Source organism: Pelagimonas varians (genome assembly GCF_003208435.1).
GTDB classification, from domain to species: domain Bacteria; phylum Pseudomonadota; class Alphaproteobacteria; order Rhodobacterales; family Rhodobacteraceae; genus Pelagimonas; species Pelagimonas varians.
This window is the reverse complement of record NZ_QKMF01000008.1, coordinates 125,540-146,125: the sequence shown is the minus strand read 5'-3', so window position 1 is coordinate 146,125 and position 20,586 is coordinate 125,540. Positions and strand designations below refer to the sequence as shown.

Annotated in this window: 18 protein-coding genes; 9 read left to right on the top strand and 9 right to left on the bottom strand. The window is 55.3% G+C overall.

Annotation, left to right across the window (positions count from 1 at the left end; translation table 11 throughout):
* The first annotated feature begins 108 nt into the window (after positions 1-108).
* The 3 genes from hisC to C8N36_RS12570 are packed head-to-tail and all read left to right on the top strand — an operon-like array spanning position 109 to position 2,770.
* Complete coding sequence (gene hisC, locus C8N36_RS12580; protein WP_097804966.1) at positions 109-1,194, top strand: histidinol-phosphate transaminase; 1,086 nt, start codon at positions 109-111, stop codon at positions 1,192-1,194.
* On the top strand, positions 1,191-2,111 hold the full coding sequence (locus tag C8N36_RS12575; protein ID WP_097804967.1) for a prephenate/arogenate dehydrogenase family protein: 921 nt from the start codon (positions 1,191-1,193) through the stop codon (positions 2,109-2,111). Before hisC ends, C8N36_RS12575 begins: the two co-directional genes overlap by 4 nt.
* Positions 2,108-2,770 (top strand): extensin-like domain-containing protein, encoded by a 663-nt coding sequence (locus C8N36_RS12570; RefSeq protein ID WP_245910804.1) that lies wholly within the window; start codon positions 2,108-2,110, stop codon positions 2,768-2,770. Before C8N36_RS12575 ends, C8N36_RS12570 begins: the two co-directional genes overlap by 4 nt.
* An 84-nt stretch (positions 2,771-2,854) precedes the next feature.
* On the opposite strand, the gene C8N36_RS12565 is transcribed toward C8N36_RS12570, so the two are convergent.
* Entirely contained in the window at positions 2,855-3,415 is a 561-nt protein-coding gene (locus C8N36_RS12565) for a TlpA disulfide reductase family protein (RefSeq protein WP_097804968.1), read from the bottom strand.
* 21 nt (positions 3,416-3,436) lie between these two features.
* Here C8N36_RS12565 and argH point away from each other — a divergent pair, with 21 nt between their 5' ends.
* From argH to C8N36_RS12550, 3 genes are all read left to right on the top strand, one after another.
* The gene (gene argH / locus C8N36_RS12560) at positions 3,437-4,828 is read left to right on the top strand and encodes an argininosuccinate lyase (protein ID WP_097804969.1); all 1,392 of its coding nucleotides are present in this window, start codon (positions 3,437-3,439) and stop codon (positions 4,826-4,828) included.
* A 270-nt stretch (positions 4,829-5,098) separates the two neighbouring features.
* Positions 5,099-6,364, top strand: coding sequence for a diaminopimelate decarboxylase (gene lysA / locus C8N36_RS12555; RefSeq protein WP_097804970.1), 1,266 nt, complete (start codon positions 5,099-5,101; stop codon positions 6,362-6,364).
* Positions 6,365-6,400: 36 nt separating this feature from the next.
* On the top strand, positions 6,401-8,953 hold the full coding sequence (locus C8N36_RS12550; RefSeq protein WP_097804971.1) for a TIGR02302 family protein: 2,553 nt from the start codon (positions 6,401-6,403) through the stop codon (positions 8,951-8,953).
* Here the strand turns inward: C8N36_RS12550 and arfB are convergent.
* The 6 genes from arfB to C8N36_RS12520 form a co-directional block, all read right to left on the bottom strand.
* On the bottom strand, positions 8,950-9,372 hold the full coding sequence (gene arfB / locus C8N36_RS12545; protein WP_097804972.1) for an alternative ribosome rescue aminoacyl-tRNA hydrolase ArfB: 423 nt from the start codon (positions 9,370-9,372) through the stop codon (positions 8,950-8,952). The two genes, C8N36_RS12550 and arfB, sit on opposite strands and share 4 nt — an antisense overlap.
* A gap of 307 nt (positions 9,373-9,679) precedes the next feature.
* The gene (locus C8N36_RS12540) at positions 9,680-10,321 is read right to left on the bottom strand and encodes a queuosine precursor transporter (protein ID WP_097804973.1); all 642 of its coding nucleotides are present in this window, start codon (positions 10,319-10,321) and stop codon (positions 9,680-9,682) included.
* Positions 10,322-10,413: 92 nt separating this feature from the next.
* A complete protein-coding gene (locus tag C8N36_RS12535; RefSeq protein WP_097804974.1) occupies positions 10,414-11,313 on the bottom strand; it encodes an esterase-like activity of phytase family protein in 900 nt (299 codons plus the stop codon).
* 6 nt (positions 11,314-11,319) lie between these two features.
* Positions 11,320-12,246 (bottom strand): penicillin-insensitive murein endopeptidase, encoded by a 927-nt coding sequence (mepA, locus tag C8N36_RS12530; protein ID WP_176527091.1) that lies wholly within the window; start codon positions 12,244-12,246, stop codon positions 11,320-11,322.
* Positions 12,247-12,251: 5 nt separating this feature from the next.
* Entirely contained in the window at positions 12,252-13,580 is a 1,329-nt protein-coding gene (locus C8N36_RS12525; protein WP_097804975.1) for an MFS transporter, read from the bottom strand.
* 60 nt (positions 13,581-13,640) lie between these two features.
* Complete coding sequence (locus tag C8N36_RS12520) at positions 13,641-14,186, bottom strand: acyl-CoA thioesterase (RefSeq protein ID WP_097804976.1); 546 nt, start codon at positions 14,184-14,186, stop codon at positions 13,641-13,643.
* A gap of 130 nt (positions 14,187-14,316) precedes the next feature.
* On the opposite strand from C8N36_RS12520, the gene C8N36_RS12515 reads away from it, so the two are divergent.
* Together C8N36_RS12515 and recQ are read left to right on the top strand one after the other, a co-directional pair.
* On the top strand, positions 14,317-14,610 hold the full coding sequence (locus tag C8N36_RS12515; RefSeq protein ID WP_097804977.1) for a YggT family protein: 294 nt from the start codon (positions 14,317-14,319) through the stop codon (positions 14,608-14,610).
* A 135-nt stretch (positions 14,611-14,745) separates the two neighbouring features.
* Positions 14,746-16,806 carry a DNA helicase RecQ gene (gene recQ, locus C8N36_RS12510; protein ID WP_097804978.1) on the top strand — a complete coding sequence of 687 codons (2,061 nt, stop codon included), beginning with the start codon at positions 14,746-14,748 and terminating at the stop codon, positions 16,804-16,806.
* Between the two features lie 4 nt (positions 16,807-16,810).
* On the opposite strand, the gene C8N36_RS12505 is transcribed toward recQ, so the two are convergent.
* The gene (locus C8N36_RS12505) at positions 16,811-17,062 is read right to left on the bottom strand and encodes a hypothetical protein (RefSeq protein ID WP_097804979.1); all 252 of its coding nucleotides are present in this window, start codon (positions 17,060-17,062) and stop codon (positions 16,811-16,813) included.
* Between the two features lie 152 nt (positions 17,063-17,214).
* Between C8N36_RS12505 and yaaA the strand changes: the two genes are divergently transcribed.
* Positions 17,215-17,988 carry a peroxide stress protein YaaA gene (yaaA, locus tag C8N36_RS12500; protein WP_097804980.1) on the top strand — a complete coding sequence of 258 codons (774 nt, stop codon included), beginning with the start codon at positions 17,215-17,217 and terminating at the stop codon, positions 17,986-17,988.
* Here yaaA and C8N36_RS12495 read toward each other — a convergent pair.
* Complete coding sequence (locus C8N36_RS12495) at positions 17,985-20,516, bottom strand: response regulator (RefSeq protein ID WP_097804981.1); 2,532 nt, start codon at positions 20,514-20,516, stop codon at positions 17,985-17,987. The genes yaaA and C8N36_RS12495 overlap by 4 nt on opposite strands.
* Positions 20,517-20,586: the final 70 nt, after the last annotated feature.

Below are 20,586 nucleotides of genomic sequence, written 5' to 3'. Positions count from 1 at the left end.
TGCCCCGTGCATTTTGGTCATAGTCCAGCATCGCAGAACGGGTGTGTGGCTTTGCCGCTTTTCACGGCGGGCCGGCGCGGGTAAGCACGTCTTCGATAGGAGACGGACATGCCCAAGATCGAAGCAAAACCCGGTATCATGGACATTGACCTCTATGTCGGGGGCAAAGCGCACCTTGATGGGGTCTCGAATGTGATCAAGCTCAGCTCGAACGAAAATCCGTTCGGGCCCAGCCCTGCTGCACAAGAGGCTGTTAAACGCTGTGTGCATGACTTGCATCGCTATCCGTCATCCGACCATATCGAACTGCGCACGGCCTTGGCCGAGGTGCACGGGCTGAAGGCTGACAATATCATTTGCGGCGCGGGTTCGGATGAAATTATTACCTTCTTGTGCCAAGCTTACGGCGGCCCCGGCGCAGAAATAGTCTATACAGAACACGGCTTTGCCATGTACCGGATCTGCGCACTTGCATCGGGTGCGACTCCGGTTGAAGTGCGAGAGCGTGACCGGATCACAGACGTTGATGCGATTCTTGAAGGGTGCACGGAGCACACCAAGCTGGTGTTTATCGCAAACCCCAATAACCCCACCGGCACCATGATCGGCATGGCTGAAATCGAACGTCTGGCTGAAGGTATTCCCGAACAGGCATTGCTGGTTTTGGATGGTGCCTATGCAGAATACGTCGAGGGCTATGATGGCGGAGCCAAATTGGTCGAAATGCGCGACAATGTCGTGATGACCCGCACGTTTTCCAAGCTATACGGCCTTGGCGGTTTGCGGATAGGTTGGGGCTATGCCCCGCGCGATGTGATTGATGTTTTGAACCGTGTGCGCGGGCCTTTCAACGTGTCCAATACCGCCTTGGCTGCCGCCGAGGCATCCGTGCGCGATACCGCATATGCCGAAAAATGCCGCAATGAAAACAGCCGTTTGCGCGCGTGGCTCTCTGAAGCTTTGGCAGAGCATGGCGTTCCATGCGATACCTCGACAGCCAACTTTGTTTTAGCGCGATTTGGAAATCCGGATGAAGCAAAGGCTTGTGATGCCTACCTTCAAAAGCAGGGTCTGATTGTGCGTCAGGTTGCGGGTTACAAATTGCCCAACTGCCTGCGGATCACCGTCGGGGATGAACCGGCTTGCCGTCAGGTTGCACATGCCGTGGGGCAATTTAAGGCAGGCGCAAGATGAGCGCGCCTTACAAACGTGTTGCGTTAATTGGCCTTGGGCTGATTGCCTCGTCGATGTTTTGGGCAATGAAACGGTCCGGGATGGATTGTCATGTCACCGGATATGCCCGTTCTGAAAAAACCCGTAATACGGCACGTAAGCTTGGGCTGTGTGATACCGTTTTTGACAGCGCCGAAGAGGCTGTCAAAGACGCTGATCTTATCGTTTTGGCGGTGCCCGTCGGTGCGATGGGGCCTGTCATGCAAACGATTGCCCCGCATATAAAACCCGGTGCCACGGTGTCCGAAGTCGGCTCCGTCAAGCGCACGGTGATTGACGTGATCACCCCGCATTTGCCGGAGGGGGTGCATTTTGTGCCGACCCATCCGATGGCCGGGACCGAACATTCAGGGCCGGATTCCGGTTTTGCATCGCTGTTTGACAATCGTTGGTGCCTTATTGTGCCCGACGACGACTGTGATGAAGATGTGATTGTCCGCGTTGAAACCTATTGGCAAGCGCTTGGTGCAAATACCGAACGGATGGATGCAGAGCATCACGATATGGTCTGCGCCGTTGTCAGCCATATCCCACATTTGATTGCCTATACGATGGTTGGGGTCGCCGATGACCTGCAACGGGTGTCCGACAACGAAGTCATCAAGTTTTCTGCGGCAGGTTTTCGTGATTTCACCCGTATTGCCGCCAGCGATCCAGTCATGTGGCGCGATGTGTTTTTAACGAACAAAGACGCCACAATTGAAATTTTGGGCCGCTTTACCGAAGAGCTTTTTGCGCTGCAGCGGGCGATCCGCACTGGCGACGGTGAGCAGCTTCATGCCTATTTCACCCATACACGGGCTATCCGGCGTGGCATTTTGGAGGCAGGTCAGGATACTGATGCTCCAGACTTTGGCCGCGCAAAGGTAGACCGTTGAAAAATTGGGTAGTTGTTGGATGTGTGTTGCTGGCGTTGGGCGCTTGCGGCGGTGGACGTGACAAAGCGGCGGGCGAGAAGTCGGGCGTTCGCAAGTTGATGACCAAGGCGTTTTCAGACAGTGACGTGCCGGAAGGCGGCGGCCTGTGCGGTGATCCTTATTTGGTTGGCGAAGTGGTTGGCAATGTGCCGGGCCGTATTTCGGGATGCGGCTTGGAAAATGCAGTTCGTCTGCAATCGGTTGCTGGTATTGAGTTAAGCCAGACTGCAACAATCAACTGCGAAACAGCCAAAGCGCTGAAAGACTGGGTGCAAACCGGTGCTCAGCCTGCGGTCGGCAAGCAAGGTGGCGGATTGTCGGGGCTTCGCGTTGTCGCGCATTATGCCTGCCGGACGCGCAATAACCAGCCCGGAGCCAAAATTTCGGAACACGGACGGGGTAAAGCCATAGACATTGCGGCCGTTCAATTGGCTGACGGGTCCGAAATCTCTGTGCTAAACGACTGGGGCAAAGGCAAAAAGGGCAAAGCGCTGGGCAAGATGCACGCGGCTGCCTGTGGTCCCTTCGGGACTGTTCTTGGCCCCAATTCGGACCGCCACCACAAGGATCACTTCCATTTCGACACCGCCAACCATCGCGGCGGGTCGTATTGTAGATAGTTCAAGCTACAGCCCGAGAAGCAAAGAGACGGGAAATTTCCCGTCCCTTTTTTTGAGCTAGCTTCGCCCAGGTTTGGGCGCGGTTTACCCTTCCGCGCCCATCAAAGCATTCAAAACCGCTTTGGCGCTGTCCGATGACCAATCAGCATCCCCTGTCATACGGCCAACTTCATTGCCATCCGGGTCAAAGATCACCGTGGCAGGCAGACCCAAAACGCCAATGCCACGTGCAAGCAAGGATTTGGGGTCACGGTGCAGGGGTAGGTTGGTGACCCCGATATCTTCGAAGAAAGATTTCATCGCTGGCGGCGGATTGCGCGAGGTGGCGATGGTGAGGACTTCGAATGTATCACTGCCCATGTCGGCCTGAAGGTCGGCAAGCATTGGCATTTCTTTGCGGCAGGGCGCGCACCAAGTCGCCCAAAAATTCACCACAATCCATTTTCCATGCCAATCGGACAGGTTTAAAGGTTCACCTTCGAACGTCATAAAATCCGCCATGTCGCGGGTTTTCGGCTCTGAATGCAAGATCAGTTTCTTCATTCCGCCCTCGCGAGCAGCGGTGGCGGCGGCCACATCTGCGAAGCCAGGATTTGCAAGCGCCATCGTCGCAGTATAGAGCAACGCAAGACCCAATTTTTTCATATTCCCTCCGAAGGACAGCTCATGTCGGATACTTCCTCGAACCAGATGTGGGGCGGCCGCTTTGCCGCCGGACCGGATGCGATCATGGAGGCGATAAACGCCTCGATCGGATACGATCAGCGGATGGCGGCACAGGATATCGCCGGATCAAGGGCCCACGCCGCCATGTTGGCAGCCCAAGGCATTATTACTGATAGCGACGCAAACACCATTCGGGAAGGTTTGCTCACGGTCTTGTCAGAGATCGATAGCGGAACGTTTGAATTTTCCACGGCGCTTGAAGACATCCATATGAACGTTGAAGCCCGTTTGAAAGCCTTGATCGGTGAACCGGCAGGCCGTTTACACACTGGCCGGTCGCGGAACGATCAGGTTGCGACCGATTTCCGCTTGTGGGTGCGCGATCAGTTGGATGCAGCCGAAAAGGGCCTACTTGCCCTGATTTCTGCTTTGGTTGATCAAGCAGAAGCGGGGGCCGACTGGGTCATGCCGGGCTTTACGCATCTGCAAACAGCACAGCCTGTGACATGGGGTCATCACATGATGGCCTATGTCGAAATGTTCGCCCGCGATTTGTCGCGCGTCCGAGATGCGCGTGTCCGGATGAACGAATCGCCTTTGGGCGCGGCGGCGCTTGCTGGCACCGGATTTCCGATTGACCGCCATATGACCGCCGAAGCGCTGGGATTTGATCGGCCAATGGCAAATTCTTTGGATGCGGTATCTTCGCGCGACTTCGCAATTGAGTTTCTGTCAGTTGCCTCAATCAGCGCTATGCATCTGAGCCGTTTCGCCGAGGAACTTGTGATCTGGTCCTCAGCGCAGTTCCGTTTTGTGACCTTGTCCGACCGGTTCTCGACCGGCTCTTCCATCATGCCGCAAAAGAAAAACCCGGATGCTGCGGAATTGATTCGCGCCAAAATCGGGCGCATCTTCGGGGCCAATGTCGCGCTGATGATGGTGATGAAGGGGCTGCCGCTTGCCTACTCCAAAGACATGCAAGAAGACAAAGAGCAGGTCTTTGACGCGGCTGACAACTGGATGCTGGCGATGGCGGCGATGGAAGGCATGGTTAAGGATATGACCGGCAATCGCGCTTCGCTTGAAGAGGCGGCGTCGGCAGGGTTTTCGACTGCAACCGATCTTGCGGATTGGCTGGTACGCGAAACCGGGTTACCATTTAGGGACGCGCATCACGTGACGGGCGCCCTTGTTGCTTTGGCCGAATCCAAAGGCTGCGACTTGCCGGATCTGAGCCTTGAAGACATGCAGGCGCAGAATTCAGCCATCACCGACGGTATTTTTGACGTGCTGACGGTGCATAAATCAGTCGCCTCCCGGACCAGCTATGGTGGCACTGCGCCTGCGCAGGTGCGTGCCCAAGTGGCCCGCTGGAAGGAGGTGTTGAAGTGAAAATTGCAATGATAATCGGGTTGCTGGCCTTATCGGCTTGCAGCCTTGCCGGATGCGGAGCGGATGGTGCACCGATAACTCCGGATGCTGAAACGCAGTAAGTTCAATGGCCTCGCGCGTTTTTCGCCGGGGCCATTTTCATTCCGCTGTCTGGATTGACCGCACCAATAGATGCCTCCGGCGGGGATATTTTTAGACAGAAGAAAACCAAGGGTTTTGTCACGGCAATTGATGCGCTAAGCGGGTCTGGCTGCAAATCAGGAGGCGGACTTGGATCATTTTCTTTATCGTGAAGGCGCACTTTGGGCCGAAGATGTACCGGTTTCCGAGATTGCGGCGCAAGTTGGAACGCCGTTCTATCTGTATTCGACGGCAACGCTGACGCGACATTTCCATCTGTTTGACGAAGCTTTGGATTGGGGGCCGCATCTGGTGTGCTTTGCGATGAAGGCGGCAAGCAATCAGGCAATTTTGCGCACTTTGGCGGCCGAAGGCGCGGGAATGGACGTGGTTTCAGGCGGTGAATTGGCGCGGGCATTGGCTGCAGGCGTGCCGGGAGACCGCATTGTCTTTTCCGGAGTTGGGAAAACCCATGTTGAAATTCGCGCAGCTTTGGAGGCTCGAATTCGTCAGTTCAACGTTGAAAGCGAACCGGAAATGGTCGCCATTTCGGACATCGCATCCGCGATGGGCGCAGAGGCCAAAATTGCCATCCGGGTGAATCCCGATGTTGACGCCAAGACCCACGCCAAAATCGCGACAGGCAAAAGCGAAAACAAGTTTGGTATCCCGATTGCCCGTTCCCGCGAAGTTTACGCGCAGGCAGCGGCGTTGCCGGGGATCAAGGTTGTTGGTATCGACGTTCATATCGGCAGCCAGTTGACCCAGCTTGAGCCGTTCGAACAGGCCTACAAAAAAGTCGCGGATCTGACCGAAACCCTGCGCGCCGATGGCCATGAGATCACCCGCCTTGATTTGGGGGGCGGGTTGGGTATTCCCTATGCGCGCAGCAACGAAGCGCCGCCTTTGCCGTCTGACTACGGCAAGCTGATTCAGCGCACTGTCGGCCATTTGGGTTGTGAGATTGAAATTGAACCCGGTCGTTTGATTGCTGGAAACGCAGGCATTCTGGTCACCAAAGTGATCTATCTGAAGAACGGCGAGGGTCGTGACTTCCTTATTCTTGACGGAGCAATGAACGATTTGATTCGCCCGGCGATGTATGAGGCACATCATGACATCATTCCGGTCAAAGAGGCTGAAGTCGGTGTCGAGCCGCAACCCTATGATATTGTCGGCCCGGTGTGCGAAAGCGGCGACACCTTTGCAAAGGCGCGCATGATGCCACCCTTGGGTCCGGGCGATTTGGTCGCCTTCCGCAGCGCCGGTGCATATGGCGCTGTCATGGCCAGTGAATACAACACGCGGCCCCTAATTCCCGAAGTTTTGGTGAATGGTGATCAATTCGCGGTTATCCGCCCACGTCCAACCTTTGACGAAATGATAAATCGAGATACCATTCCTGAATGGTTGTGAGGCATCCTCCTCGTAGCCAAACCTGCGAGGAGCGATATGGCCCCTAAGTCTGACCCTGATCTTCGCCGCACAATCCGGTGGCCCTTGGCACTTACGCGCGGCGGCATGCTGGCCGAACAGGTGGTGCGCGCTTGGTGGCCTTTGTGGTCTGTGGCGTTTGTTGGCCTGTCTTTTTTGATGCTGGGTGTGCAGGATCTTGTCGCGGTGGAATGGGTCTGGGCGGCTGGTGCACTTTTGACGGTTATGGCCCTCTGGTCGATTGTTCGCGGCGTCAGGCTTTTTAGTTGGCCCTCCCGCGAGGATGCGATTTTACGGTTGGACCGGTCGCTAAAAGGCAATCCTATTCAAGCGGCCACAGACAGTCCCGCCATCGGCGCGGGGGATCCTGCCTCTATGGCGGTTTGGCAAGCGCACCAAAAACGGATGCGCGCGAGATTGGTTGGCGCAAAGCCGGTTGAACCGGATTTACGAGTCGCCAAAGCCGACCCCTATGCATTGCGGCTGACGGCGGTTCTGGCCTTGGCGGTGGCGTTTTTGTTTGGCTCTTTTGTGAGGGTACAATCGGTGACGACGATGGGGGCAGGTGGGCCTGACCTTATGCAAGGCCCGAGTTGGGAAGGATGGATGATCCCGCCCAGCTACACCCGTCTTCCAACGGTCTATTTGAACGACATTACAAGCGGCACATTGGATGCACCGGAGGGATCGCAAATCAGCCTGCGCATGTATGGCGAGGTCGGAAGCTTATCGGTCACACAAGACCTAACGGGGAACCCAGCTCCGGCAGGTAAGAATGTGGATACCGCGCAGGATATTACCATCTCACAGGCTGGCACGTTGTCGATTGAGGGTCCAGGAGGGCGGGCGTGGCAGGTTGCCATGATTCCCGACACAACCCCGATTATTGAACGGACCGGCGAGATTGAGGTCGCTTATGACGGTGCAGCCCAAATTCCGTTTTCAGTGCGCGATGATTTTGATGTTGTTGGTGGCAAAGCCCTAATTTCGTTAGATTTAGACGCCGTTGATCGCCGTTATGGGCGAGCGCGGGAACCAGAGGTGCGCGATGTGATCGACGTGCCGCTGCCATTGCCGATTTCCGGCAATCGGTCCGAGTTTTCCGAGGCCTTGGGCGGTAACTTTTCATTGCACCCATGGGCAAACTTGCCGGTGCGCCTGGAATTGAGCATCGAAGACGCCCGCGGACAGATTGCGCGCACATTGCCGGAGCCGATTGCATTGCCGGGGCGTAGGTTCTTTGACCCGATGGCGGCGGCAATTATCGAACAACGACAGGCGCTGTTATGGAACCGTGAAAATGCAGGCGATATCGCCCAGACCATTCGCGCCATTTCCAACCGCCCTGATGATGTCTTTCGAAAGAAAGTGCCACACCAACGCCTGCTTAAGGTGCTTCGCGAGTTGGAAACACTTGCGTCTTTGGGGCTCAATGATGAACAGCAGGCCGAGATTGCGCAAAGCCTTTGGGACTTGGCGCTTGAGTTGGAAGAGGGCGATTTGAAAGACGCGCTGGAGCGTTTGCAGCGGGCGCAAGAGCGTCTGCAAGAGGCCATGAAAAATGGGGCCTCGGATCAGGAGATTGCAGAATTGATGCAAGAGCTGAGAGAGGCAACTGACGACTATATGCGCCAGCTCAGCCAGCAGCAGAAACAAGATCAAGACCCAAGTCAGGGCGAGCCGCAAAACTCGGTTGAGATGTCTCAAGATGATTTGCAGCGCATGATGGACCGGATCCAAGAGCTGATGGAGCAGGGCCGTATGGCCGAGGCTGCCGAAGCCCTACAGCAGCTACAAGAGATGATGGAAAATATGCAGGTCACCCAAGGCGAAGGTGGCCAGTCGCCTGGGGAACAGGCGATGGATCAGCTGTCGGAAACCCTGCGGGACCAACAAGAGCTTTCTGATGAAGCTTTCCGAGATCTGCAAGAGCAGTTTAATCCGGGTTCACGTCCGCAAGGGCAACCGCAGCCGGGAGATCAGCAGGGGCAGGGCGAACCGGATGACCAGCAACCGGGTCAGGGGCAAAACAGTGAACGCGGTGAAGGCGCGGGCCAAGGCCAAGAAGGGCTTGAGCAAAACCTTGCAGATCGTCAACGCGCCCTGAGGGAAGAGTTGAACCGCCAACGTCGCAATTTGCCCGGCCAAGGGACTGAAGCCGGTGAGCAATCGGCGCAATCCCTGGATGATGCCGATCGTGCGATGGATGGCGCCGAGCAAGCCCTGCGTGACGGTGATATGTCCGAGGCAATCGACAAACAGTCCGAGGCGATGGAAGCGCTCCGCGATGGTATGCGGTCACTCGGAGAAGCGATGGCAGAGCAACGTCAGCAACAGCAGGGACAGCAAGGGTTTGCCGAAGGCGGCACCCCCAGTGACCAGCGTGATCCGCTGGGCCGTGCGCAAAACGGAACCGATGGCCACAGCGATACAGATCAAAATATGCTGCCGGGCGAAGAGGATCTTCGCCGCGCTGATGAGTTGTCGGATGAAATTCGTCGGCGTTTGGGCGAAGTCGAGCGGCCCGATATCGAGCGGGGCTATCTGGATCGCCTGCTGGATCGCTTCTAGTTGTCGGGATCAACCTTACCGCGGAGCGATTTGACGTCACCGCGGGCCTTTTTGGTCGCCAATCGGCGTTTCTTGGACCCGAGTGTCGGGCGTGTTGGAATCCGCCGCTTTGGTTTGTGCAAAGCCTTTAGGATCAATTCGGCCAAACGTTGACGTGCGATTTCGCGGTTGCGTGCCTGACTGCGGGTTTCTTCAACTTGAATAATCAAAGCGCCCTCATTGGTCCAACGCCGACCAGCCAGTTTGCGAAGACGTGTTTTGACCGGACCTGTCAGGTTTGGCGACCGCTCTGCCTCGAACCGCAGTTCAACGGCGGTGGACACCTTGTTTACATTTTGCCCACCGGGACCGCTGGACCGAACAAATTGTTCGGTCAGTTCCCAGTCTTCGATGGCGATGTCATCATTGATCTGCAGCATCAAAAGGCTCCGGAAATGGGCTGCGAAATACTAAAAAGGGCCGCCCGTGGGACGACCCTTCGAGAATACGGAGGCGGGGGCCGGTTAGGCTGCTCGCCAGTTTGTTAGGCTGTCGCCCGGAGTTACCCTAGAGCTTGACCTCTCGCACTGTTCCTACACCCTTCTCCAATGGTTCTCTAATCACTGGATCACCTCCTTTCAGCTGTTAAAACGCGATGAGACAAAGCTACCGAAAACATGTTTCAATTTTATTGCCTCAAGATGATGTTGCCATGACATGGCAAAACCACAAAGTGTTTTCTTTGCATCAAGGTGCAGAGCGTTTTGCCAAGACACTTGACACAATCACGCGAAATGGCAGCAAAGCAATCAAGGCAAGCCCAAGCTTGACCATCCAATCGGCAACAGCCAATGAAACCCAAAGCGGGGCGACCGGACCTGCGCCGAGCAAAGGCAGCGCTTCGTTGGCCCAGCTGACGTCATTTCCGGGCTCAAGTGACACAAGGCCAGCCGAGAAGGCGATTGTGAAGAAAATAGCTGTATCCAGCGAAGATCCGATCAAAGTCGATGCCAAGGGCGCGCGCCACCATGCGCCGCTACGCAACCGGTCAAAGATCGCGACGTCCATCATTTGGGCTGTCAAGAAGGCAAGGCCGGACCCCAGCGCGATGCGCAATGTTACGGCAGGGTAAGTGTACCCATCGCCCTGAAGCATGATCTGGGTGCCGATCAGCGAGCAAAGCACGCCAACGATGAAACCGGCAAATACAACTTTGCGAGCGGCAGGGGCCCCATAGAGGCGGTTCATCAAGTCAGTCACAAGGAAAGCCAAGGGGTAGGTGAATGCGCCCCATGTCAGCCATTGGCCGAACAGAAATTGGACGAGGATGTTGGAAGCCAGAACGATGGCTGCCATGGCAAGGATGCCAGGGATATGCGTGCGTGTCATGTATGGACCCGTTTTTGCAAGGTTGCGGGGACTTGGCCCGAGGAAGTTCGGACGGCCCGCGTTTAGCGACTGCGGCGCAATGGCGCAAGTGCTTAGTTTTTCCGCACCAGATATTCGACAAATTCAGTACGCTGCAAATTGCGAAAGTTGTCGTCCGAAACCATTGTCAGGCGGATGTTTCCAGCTTGGTCTTTCCAAACGGACAACCCTTCCAGATTGTCATGGAGCCAGAGGCTGGTTTCCAGCAGGGTTTCTTCGTTTAGTACCTTGGAGGGGCTTAGTTCGAAACGGCGCACCCGTGACCGAAAGCCAAGCCCGGTGAATTCCCGTTCGAGTAGATACAGCATGCCATCAGGCCCAAAATCAGCCCCGACAGGTAGAAACCCGCCATTTCGGCGCAACGAGAAAGGTTGGTCCCAGCGGTTGTTTTTGTACCGCCAGACCGGAAAGGGTCGGTTGAGCCGACCGGATCGCTCTGGAATGGCAAACAGATGCCCTTGCGGGTTGACGGCAAGGGCTTCGAGACCGGAATTTCCCTGAAGGGATTTGAACGCCTTCGGAATTGGAAGACGTACCGCTGGCTTGTCTTTTGTGTAGGCCCAAACCCGATGCTTTCCCTCAAAGGACACAAAGATCCGGCCGTCGCGTCGGATTGCTAGACCTTCTGCATCTGCTCTTGCGCCTTTCAATGGACGCCCTTGTTGGTCTTTGAGCGGTTGCAAAGAGCCGGTGGAAATTCCTGCAATAGACTTGCCTTTGCGCGTAAAGGTTCCGGTCAACAAGCTGCCACGATCACTGATCATCGTGAACTTTCCGCCATCGTCCGTCATCTCTAGGCCAGAAAATCCGCCCGATTTGTGGACGGATTTGGGCCAATGAAAGCTTCCTACAAATTGCACCGCCCCAGGTGCCGCAGCTGGAGCGGCAAGGCTATACGCGACAGCCAGAAAAGCGGCCAGCAGACCGGCTTTTCGCAAGGTTTTAAGGATCATGAGACGCTACTTGGACGACAAAACGGCTGCACAAGCGTTGGGCAAGTCACCCATCGTCAATTCACGGCGTGGTTTGGGTTTGGGCGCGTTGGGGTCAACGGGCTTGGGTGGAGGCGGGTTCAATATCCGGTCAACCCAGCCCTGTGCCTCGGCACACCCATCACCTTTGGGAATGGGGTTTTGATTTACGCAACCCTTAGCACCTTTGGGGCAGTTCAGCCTAACGTGGAAATGATAATGATGGCCCCACCAAGGGCGAACCTTACGCAGCCAAGCCCGATCGCCTTTTTCGTCATTACACATTTTGACCTTGGCACCGGGGAAAATGAAAATCCGCGCCACGCGAGGGTCGCTCGCGGCTGCCTTAAGAATTTCATGGTGCGCCCGTGTCCACTTATTGTTGGTGTAAGCACCCGACGCACGCCGCATCGAGATAGACGAGATGTTTTCCCGATCTTTCACCGACAGGTTCAAATTGTCGGCTGGACGCAGCCAAATGTCGGCATCCAACCCGATTTGATGGCTGCGGTGTCCTGTCAGCATCGGTCCGCCACGCGGCTGACTGAAGTCGCCAAGATAAAGCCCGTTCCAACCCGGTTGCTTGGCCGCTTTACGGCTAAGATCCTGAACGTAATCGATGAGGGTGGGGTGACCCCAATTCCGATTGCGCGACAGACGCATAGCCTGCCAAGTCGGACCGGTTTCAGCCAGTTGTTTGCCGCCAGCAAGGCAGCCTTTGGCATAGCTTCCGGTGGGCATAGAAGCCTGCGACGACCCTGTTCCTTGCGCCCCGAACAGCTGCTTTGCTTGCTTCGTAGACAAGACCGGATCGATCGGTTGCGCGGCAGTTGTCTTCGCTTTGCGAGAGGTGTCCTCTCCGCCACAGGCTGAGAGAGCCGCCATAACCGACACTAAAATCAATGTTCGAAACATACCAATCAATCCCCGTCCGCTTTTACCCAGCGTAGCAGAACCAACCCGATAACGAAAAGCCCGATAAGCGGAGTGACGCCGAGAGATTGTGACCCCGTCCAAGCAGTTGCAATGCCAATGGACAGAGGGGCCAGAAACGATGTTGCTTTGCCCGAAAGCGCATAAAGACCAAAGGCTTCGGTCATCCGGTCTGGATCGGCTTGCCGCACCATCATTGAGCGTGATGCAGATTGCAGCACACCGCCCGCTGCCCCAATGATCGCACCAAAGATGTAAAACGCAATGTTGGGGAGGTTCGACCCTTCTGGCAGTGATATGCCGAAAAGGCTGTCAGGACGGATTGTTACTATGCCAATGGCAACCAGCATTAGAATCCAAACACAGACGCGAATGACCGGCTTGGGCCCGAAAGCGCTGTCGGCACGCCCGCCTAAAAAGGAGAAGATCGCACCGAAAAAGATCGCCAGAATGCCGAAAACCCCGACGTCGACAACGCTCCACCCCAATACCCCTGACGCGTAAATGCCGCCAAAGGTATACATGCCGTTCAGGGCGTCCCGGTAAAACATCGACGATCCCAAATAGGCGAACCGCGACGGGTAGTTTGGCAAAGTTCGCACAGTATTCCGCAGCTGCTGCAACGCCCTTTTAACAGCGCCCTGGGGGGCTGCGTGTTGGCGCGGATCGCGCACCCATAAGAAAAAAGGGATCATAAAGACGGCAAACCAGATTGCCGTCAAAGGCCCCACAAAACGGGTGCCTTCCCGAGCTTCTGGATCTAACCCAAAGATCGGCGATATTCCTATGAAGGTTTTGCCAGTTGTCGCGTTTTCTGCAAATAGCGTCATCATGATGATCAGCGCCAGCAACCCACCGACATAGCCAAAGGCCCAGCCATTGCCGGAAATACGCCCGATTTCTTCGCGCGAACCCAGATCCGGCAGCATGGAGTTGGTGAAAATGGTCGCGAACTCCGCGCCGACCAGCCCCATGGCAAAGAAAAACAGCGTTGCAAGCAGGTTGAAGTCATCCGGGGCGGCAAACCACAACATTCCCGATCCGATGACGTAAAGTGCTGAAAATCCCCATATAAATCGCAACCGGTTACCACCGGTATCGGCCAGCGCCCCAAGCACAGGGGCGAAAATGGCAATTACAATGCCAGCACCGGCAATACCGAAGCCCCAAGCAGATTGCGCTGCGGACCCGTCTCCCATCAAGTCATTGATATAGGGACCAAAAATAAAGGTCAGCAGCAGCGTTGCATATGGCTGTGAGGCCCAGTCAAAAAAGAACCAGCCCCAAATTCGCTTTCGCAGTGACGGTTCTTGCATGCTGGCCCACCCTTTAAAGAGGGTATAGAATCGCTTTTTACACTGCGTGGCAAGGGCTTCCTAGCCGGCGGCGGTTTTAACAGGGGGCCATGGGCGTAGATTCTCAGCGGCAACCCATGTTTGCACCCATTGCGGTAGGCTGGGGGATGTCACGCCGGGCTTGAGGATATCCATCATGTTTTGTGGGTCAACGATGCCGGATTTGTCGGTCAGGGCCATCCGCAAAACGGCGTGGCTGGAACACTGGCCGTCAGTTTTCCACATGCTTTGATCCATGTAGAAGAACCTGCCATCCCAGCCCAAAATACGAGTGCGCATTTCCACTTTGTCGAATACGCGGACACGGCGGCGGTACCGGATCGTGGTGCCAGCGATGGTCATACCCCATTTATGGGTTTTCATCGGGCCATACATCCCAACGCGGTCACCGGCGGGCAGGCGACCTAGGTCATAGATTGTCAGCGTGCGGCCGTTGTTCAGTTCTTTCCACGGGTCGATATCCCAAGGCCAGCACATATGATGCGAAATATGCGTGTCCAGCAAATCAATTTTGGATGCGTTGCGGCTGCCTAAGAGGCCTTTGGCCAAACGGATATATGGGTACATGGGGGGCTCCTGAATACAGCCGTTCCCTGCGTGTGCATCAACGCCGCGTCAACCACGACCTCGCGGCAAACTTGCGCTTTTGGGTGCCAATGCTTAGGTGATAGTCTCGCAACATGATGAGGCCTAATACATGCAATCGCTTTTCCAGATCCTTACCCTGCTTTTGGACATCGCTTGGTTTTTCATCATCGCCCATGTGATCATGAGCTGGTTGATCAATTTTCAGGTGCTCAATTTGCGCCAGCCCTTGGTTGCGCAGATCTGGGATGGACTGAACCGCATACTTGAGCCGGTTTATTCGCGCCTTCGTCAAGTTTTGCCGCCGATGGGTGGGCTTGATCTAGCCCCGTTGGCTGCTTTGATCGGCTTGATGGTCATCCGGATTGTTTTGGCGAATAACGCCGGGTTCTTTTATTCCTTCTAAGGTTTTGCAGAAGGCGTTTGGTCTGCGGCACCAGAAACTGACGGCCTTCGGGCCATTCGGGGCTTGATTCACCGAATCTTAGTATGAGACTGTCGGGAATAAGAGCAGCCTAATAAAACCCTACAGGTATACCTTATGCCCCGCGACGCTGCGCCATCTGAGGCGCTGTTGAAAGACATATTTGGTTTCGACGCGTTTCGCCCCGGTCAGGGCGAGATTGTGGAAGCCGTGGCACGCGGTGACAACGTTCTGGCCATTATGCCCACCGGTGGCGGCAAATCTCTTTGCTTTCAATTGCCTGCGCTCATGCGTAGCGGTGTCACGGTTGTCATCTCTCCTTTGATTGCACTGATGCGCGACCAAGTCCGCGGTCTGCGTGAGGCTGGCGTTTGTGCAGGCGCGTTGACCTCGGGCAACACCCAGGAAGAAACCGATGAGGTCTGGGACAACTTGCATAACGGAACGCTGAAGCTGCTTTACCTCGCTCCGGAACGGCTGGCCAACTCAGGTACGCAGCGCATGTTGTCGCAAGCGGGCATTTCGATGATCGCGGTGGATGAAGCGCATTGTGTGAGCCAATGGGGTCATGATTTTAGGCCGGACTACCTGCGGATCGGGGAATTGCGCCGGGCTTTGGACGTGCCTTTGGCGGCGTTCACGGCGACGGCGGACCACGAAACACAAGTGGAAATTGTTACCCGTTTGTTTGACGGTCAATCGCCGCAAACTTTCTTGCGTGGTTTTGATCGGCCTAATATCCACCTTGCGTTTCAACCCAAAGACAGCCCTCGCAAGCAGATTTTGAACTTTGCAGCTGCGCGGCGCGGGCAATCCGGAATTGTCTATTGCGGCACGCGCGCGCGCACTGAAACACTGTCCCGCGCGCTGTCTGACGACGGGCACACGGCCTGTTTCTACCATGGCGGCATGCAGGCCGAAGATCGCCGGTCAGTCGAAGGGCGATTTGCGCGCGAAGACGGTTTGATCGTTGTGGCGACGGTGGCCTTTGGCATGGGCGTTGATAAGCCTGATATTCGCTGGGTGGCCCATTCCGATTTGCCCAAAAGCATCGAAGCCTACTATCAGGAAATTGGCCGTGCTGGGCGCGACGGGGCCCCAGCCGAGACGCTGACGCTGTATGGGCCGGATGATATTCGTTTGCGCCGCAGTCAAATTGACGAAGGCTTGGCCCCGCCTGAACGGCGAGATGCTGATCACGGCCGGTTAAATGCCCTGCTCGGGTTGGCCGAAGCACAGGGTTGCCGCCGTCAGGTATTGCTTGGGTATTTCGGCGAGGAGGCTGAAGCCTGTAGCAATTGCGATTTGTGCGATGCGCCGCCTGAACTGTTTGATGGCACAGAAGCGGTCCGCAAAGCGCTTTCGGCAGCGCTGAGGACGGATGAAAGCTTTGGTGCGGGTCATTTGATTGATATTTTACTGGGTGCCGATACGGACAAAATTCGGGCGCGGGGCCATAAATCCCTGTCGACCTATGGCATCGGCAAGGATCTGAGTAAAGGGCAATGGCAGGCCGTGTTTCGCCAAATGATGGGGCATGATTTGATGCGCCCCGATGCGGAGCGCCACGGGGCGCTGGTGATGACCGAAGAGGCGCGGCCGATTTTGCGTGGCGAACAGACCATTCAACTGCGCAAAGACGTTGTTGCCAAAGGGGGGGATCGGCGGCCCGCAGTCAAGATGATGGTCAACGATGAAGATGCCCCTTTATTGTCCGCTCTAAAAGCCAAACGACGTGCATTGGCAGAGGCCGCGCGTGCGCCGGCCTATGTGATATTCCCGGACAAAACCTTGATCGAAATGGCCGAGGGGCGCCCGTCGAATCTGGATCAAATGGCGCGGATCAGCGGTGTCGGGGCCAAAAAACTGGAACGCTATGGCACTGCGTTTCTTGAGGTGATCACCGGTGCCGTTGAAGCCCTGCACCCTACACGGCGCAAGCTGGCTGGCAGCGATGCGGGCGGGTTGTACGATGCGTTGATGGAGGCGCAGGTTCAATTGGCGCGCGGCGAAGACGGGACGGGAAAATACCTGTCATGCAATCACACCACCCTTGCCAAAATCGCTAAGATGCGGCCGTCTAGCCTATCGGCGCTAGAAGCGGTGCAAGGGGTGGGTGCGCAAAAGGCGGAACGCTTTGGTCCCGCCTTTTTAGACGTCCTAAGTTCAACGGATTGATCAACTATTTCGCAACATGCATCCGTGGAACGCATGTGAGCTGGTCATCAACATACGTTAAGTATTTGTACGGGTTTTTGCAGGTCAGATGGGAATAATGACCGTGTTGATATGCCGTGTAGGGTTCATAGCAATTGTATTTGTCACAGCCTTTATCCCTCGGGTACGGGTGCGAGGTGTCTTGCCAGGCCAGCGCTGACGACGTCGATGCAATCAAGGCCAAAGCGGGCAGGGCGGCCAGAGTTTTATAATTCATGGGTAATCTCCAAAACACTAAAAAAACCAGTCAAACATAGCTCAATTCTGTGAGTCGCGGAACTCAGACAGAAATAGGAGTATGAACCGCCATCGGCTGGACCTTTGGGGTCGACCGGACTAAATCAGGAACATACCAAGGGGAGTGCAAGCATGTTGGTGGTTATTTCTCCGGCTAAACGGCTGGATTGGGATGAAAAACAGGTCGAAATGACGGTGCCCGACATGCAGGCAGATGCCAATCGGTTGGCCAAAACCATGCGCAATCTGACCTTGGGTGACCTCAAGGGTTTGATGGATCTGAGTGATGATCTGGCACGTTTGAACAGGGACAGGTTTCGAGCATTTTCCGAAACGCCTGAGGCTGACCTGTTGCGGCCGGCAGCCCTTGCCTTTGCGGGTGACACGTACATTGGGTTAGAAGCAGGATCTTTGGATTCCGAAGAGATGGCTTGGGCGCAGGATCATTTGCGAATTTTGTCCGGACTTTATGGTGTTCTACGACCCTTGGATGCGATGCAGGCCTACCGGCTCGAAATGGGGTCCCGATTGAAAACCCGGCGCGGCTCCAATCTGTATGATTATTGGCGTGATCAGATTGCCAAGGCGCTAAAAGCCCAGGCGGATGTAGTTAATTCGGATGTTTTGGTGAATTGTGCCAGCCAAGAATACTTTGGAGCGGTGCCCCCAAAGGCGCTAAAATTGCGGATCGTGACCCCGCAATTTATGGAAGACAAAAACGGCACCCCCAAGATCGTCAGCTTCTTTGCAAAGCGCGCGCGCGGGGCAATGGCACGCTATATCATTCAAAACCGGCTGACGGATGCAATCGCTTTGATGGAATTCGACAGTGGTGGGTATGTCTATCGACCCGACATGTCGGAGCCAGATCGGCCTGTGTTTGTACGACCGGCAGACGCCCCTTAACCTTCACGGGCCTTGGTGATCACTTTGGTGTAATGGGCGATTTTTTCGCTCAGATGGGCTTTGCGCAGCGGCTTGGTCAGATAGTCATCTAGTCCAGCCTCCAAAATGCTTTCTTTGTCCCCGCTCATGGCGTGGGCGGTGCATGCAATGATGGGGACGTGTTCGCCATCTGCCTCAAGTAGGCGAATTTCACGGGTCGCTTGCTTGCCGTCCATTTGCGGCATGGAGATATCCATAAAAATTAGATCAGGGCGTTGTTTTCGAAATTCTTCGACAGCCTCAAGCCCATTGTTTGCAAACCGCAAAGTTACGTTGAAACTAGACGCCATTTTCTTGAAAACCAGCTGGTTGGTTTTGTTGTCCTCGGCAAGAATGACATCGAGAATGATGGCGTCGTCTTCTTTTTTGGCCTCGCGATGCTTTTGTGGTTTTTCGATTTGCGGGGCGGAAGGGCGTTGGGCCGGAGTGACCTTTTCCAAGGCGTTGAACAGGGCGCGGCGCGGCACCGGTTTTTGCAGCACGGCGTGGATACCACGGGTTTCGTCGGCTTTGATTTGTCCGGGGTTGTCCGTGAGAACAATGACCGGAATTCGATGCCCCGCCCCAATGAGATGTGTCACCAGTTCCACACCGTCCATATCCGGAAGTTCCTGACCGATGATCATCAAATCCGGTGGGTCGATCATATGATCGATGGCGTCCGATCCTGTTTTGCAAAGCTCGACCTTGAGCCCGATTGTCGCCAGCTGTTTGGACAAGATTGTGCGATTCGCACCGTGGTCGTCGACCACCAAAACGCGCTTCAGGTGCGCGGGTAGGCTTGGTGTTTCCAATGCGTGCGGGTCTTCGGCTGGCAACACCACCCGCAATCCAAAACAACTGCCTTTTCCAAGTTCGGATTCAGCCCAGACCTCGCCTCCCATAAGCTCAACAAGGCGGCGGGTGATCGCCAAGCCAAGACCCGTGCCTTCGAATTTGCGATTGCGTTCATCTTCGACCTGATTGAATTCACCAAAGACATGGTCGACTTTGTCCGGTGGAATGCCAATACCAGTGTCTTCGATCGTGAGGTGAATGGCTGTTTCACCTTCTTCGTTTGGCACACCCATGACACGCACCATAACATGGCCTTCAACGGTGAATTTGACCGCATTTCCAAGCAGGTTGGTCATGATTTGACGGAAGCGGCCGACATCTCCGATAAATCTGGTCGATAGGAACATGTCATAGTCAACCAGCAGCGAAATATCCTTGTCGCGGGCTGTTGGTTGCAACAACATCACGACCTCGTGGATCGCACGCTCCAGATCAAACGGTTCGGGGTGCAAGACCAGTTTTTCAGCCTCGATTTTTGAATAATCGAGAATGTCATTGATAATCACCAGCAAAGCTTCGCCTGAACTGCGTATCGTATCGGTATACAATTGCTGTTCTTCGTTCAGCTCCGTGTCCATCATCAGGTCCGCCATGCCGACAACACCATTCATGGGGGTGCGGATTTCATGGCTCATGTTCGCAAGGAAGGCAGATTTGGCGCGGTTTGCGGCCTCGGCGCGGTTCATCGCCTCTTTTAGGCGTTGCTGGTCTTCTTTGATTTGGGTGATATCGATGCGCAGGCCTGCGCGCCCGCCGTCAGTGGTTTGGCTTTCAAAGACCCGGACCCAACGGCCATCTTCCAGCTTTTGTTCCAGCTGCGAGTGTCCCGAGCGGTGATGTTTCAGCCGCTCTTCGATCCATTCTTCTTCGCGCCCGAGGGCCTCTTTATACTGATTGTGTTCAAGGCCATACCGTAAAATATCCTCAAACGATGCACCGGGTATCATAGCCGGTGCGCTGGCCTTGTAAATTTCCTTGTAGGGTTCGTTGCACATCAGCAGCCGGTCTTCGGCATCATACATCACAAACCCGTCGGGCAATTCTTCGATGGCTGACCACATGCGTGCAAGTTCTGTGATGTCGATCGCCAGACTCACGACGCCGCCGTCTGGCAACCTTTTATCTTGGATTTTAATGAACTGACCGTTCCAAAGCCGGATAGTTTGGGCCGGAATGGAATCTCCTTCCCAGCGCGCCAGCATTTGGTCCCGCCATGACACAGCAGATTCGCCCTGAAGATCTACCAGACCTTCTTGCGATAGGACTTCAAGCACATCGATATAACTGGACCCGATTCCAATATCTTCAATCCCGTCGAAGAAGGAAAGATAGGCGTGATTGGCCAATTCGATCCGTCCATCAGGATCGAATAGGGCAAACCCGTCTTGGATGGATTTGAGAGCTTTCCAAAGTTGATCTGTAACAACTTCAATGCGTTGCGTGGCTTCTCCGAGTTCGTGCACAACACGCTGGTGTTGGTGGCGGACCTGCGCAACCTCGGTTCTGGTTTCCTTGATTTCTACACTTAGCTGCTTTGCATGTTTGCCCAAACGCCTGTTGGCCTCAAACAGTTCAGCCTGTTTAAGGTCCAATAGGCGTTCCGCAGCCAGCCGCGCGCGTCGTTCTTCGGCCAGTCTTGGGGCCAAACTCATTTCGTATCCTCCTGCGTGCAGAATACTTTTGCGAACTTGGCGTGAAGATCAGCTTAAAATGTCAGTCTTG

Bases quoted from the DNA above. Each gene is read 5' to 3' on its own strand.
- hisC (WP_097804966.1), top strand. From the start codon at position 109: ATGCCCAAGATCGAAGCAAAACCCGGTATCATGGACATTGACCTCTAT.
- C8N36_RS12575 (WP_097804967.1), top strand. From the start codon at position 1,191: ATGAGCGCGCCTTACAAACGTGTTGCGTTAATTGGCCTTGGGCTGATT.
- C8N36_RS12565 (WP_097804968.1), bottom strand. From the start codon at position 3,415: ATGAAAAAATTGGGTCTTGCGTTGCTCTATACTGCGACGATGGCGCTT.
- argH (WP_097804969.1), top strand. From the start codon at position 3,437: ATGTCGGATACTTCCTCGAACCAGATGTGGGGCGGCCGCTTTGCCGCC.
- C8N36_RS12550 (WP_097804971.1), top strand. From the start codon at position 6,401: ATGGCCCCTAAGTCTGACCCTGATCTTCGCCGCACAATCCGGTGGCCC.
- arfB (WP_097804972.1), bottom strand. From the start codon at position 9,372: ATGCTGCAGATCAATGATGACATCGCCATCGAAGACTGGGAACTGACC.
- C8N36_RS12540 (WP_097804973.1), bottom strand. From the start codon at position 10,321: ATGACACGCACGCATATCCCTGGCATCCTTGCCATGGCAGCCATCGTT.
- C8N36_RS12535 (WP_097804974.1), bottom strand. From the start codon at position 11,313: ATGATCCTTAAAACCTTGCGAAAAGCCGGTCTGCTGGCCGCTTTTCTG.
- mepA (WP_176527091.1), bottom strand. From the start codon at position 12,246: ATGTTTCGAACATTGATTTTAGTGTCGGTTATGGCGGCTCTCTCAGCC.
- C8N36_RS12525 (WP_097804975.1), bottom strand. From the start codon at position 13,580: ATGCAAGAACCGTCACTGCGAAAGCGAATTTGGGGCTGGTTCTTTTTT.
- C8N36_RS12520 (WP_097804976.1), bottom strand. From the start codon at position 14,186: ATGTACCCATATATCCGTTTGGCCAAAGGCCTCTTAGGCAGCCGCAAC.
- C8N36_RS12515 (WP_097804977.1), top strand. From the start codon at position 14,317: ATGCAATCGCTTTTCCAGATCCTTACCCTGCTTTTGGACATCGCTTGG.
- recQ (WP_097804978.1), top strand. From the start codon at position 14,746: ATGCCCCGCGACGCTGCGCCATCTGAGGCGCTGTTGAAAGACATATTT.
- C8N36_RS12505 (WP_097804979.1), bottom strand. From the start codon at position 17,062: ATGAATTATAAAACTCTGGCCGCCCTGCCCGCTTTGGCCTTGATTGCA.
- yaaA (WP_097804980.1), top strand. From the start codon at position 17,215: ATGTTGGTGGTTATTTCTCCGGCTAAACGGCTGGATTGGGATGAAAAA.
- C8N36_RS12495 (WP_097804981.1), bottom strand. From the start codon at position 20,516: ATGAGTTTGGCCCCAAGACTGGCCGAAGAACGACGCGCGCGGCTGGCT.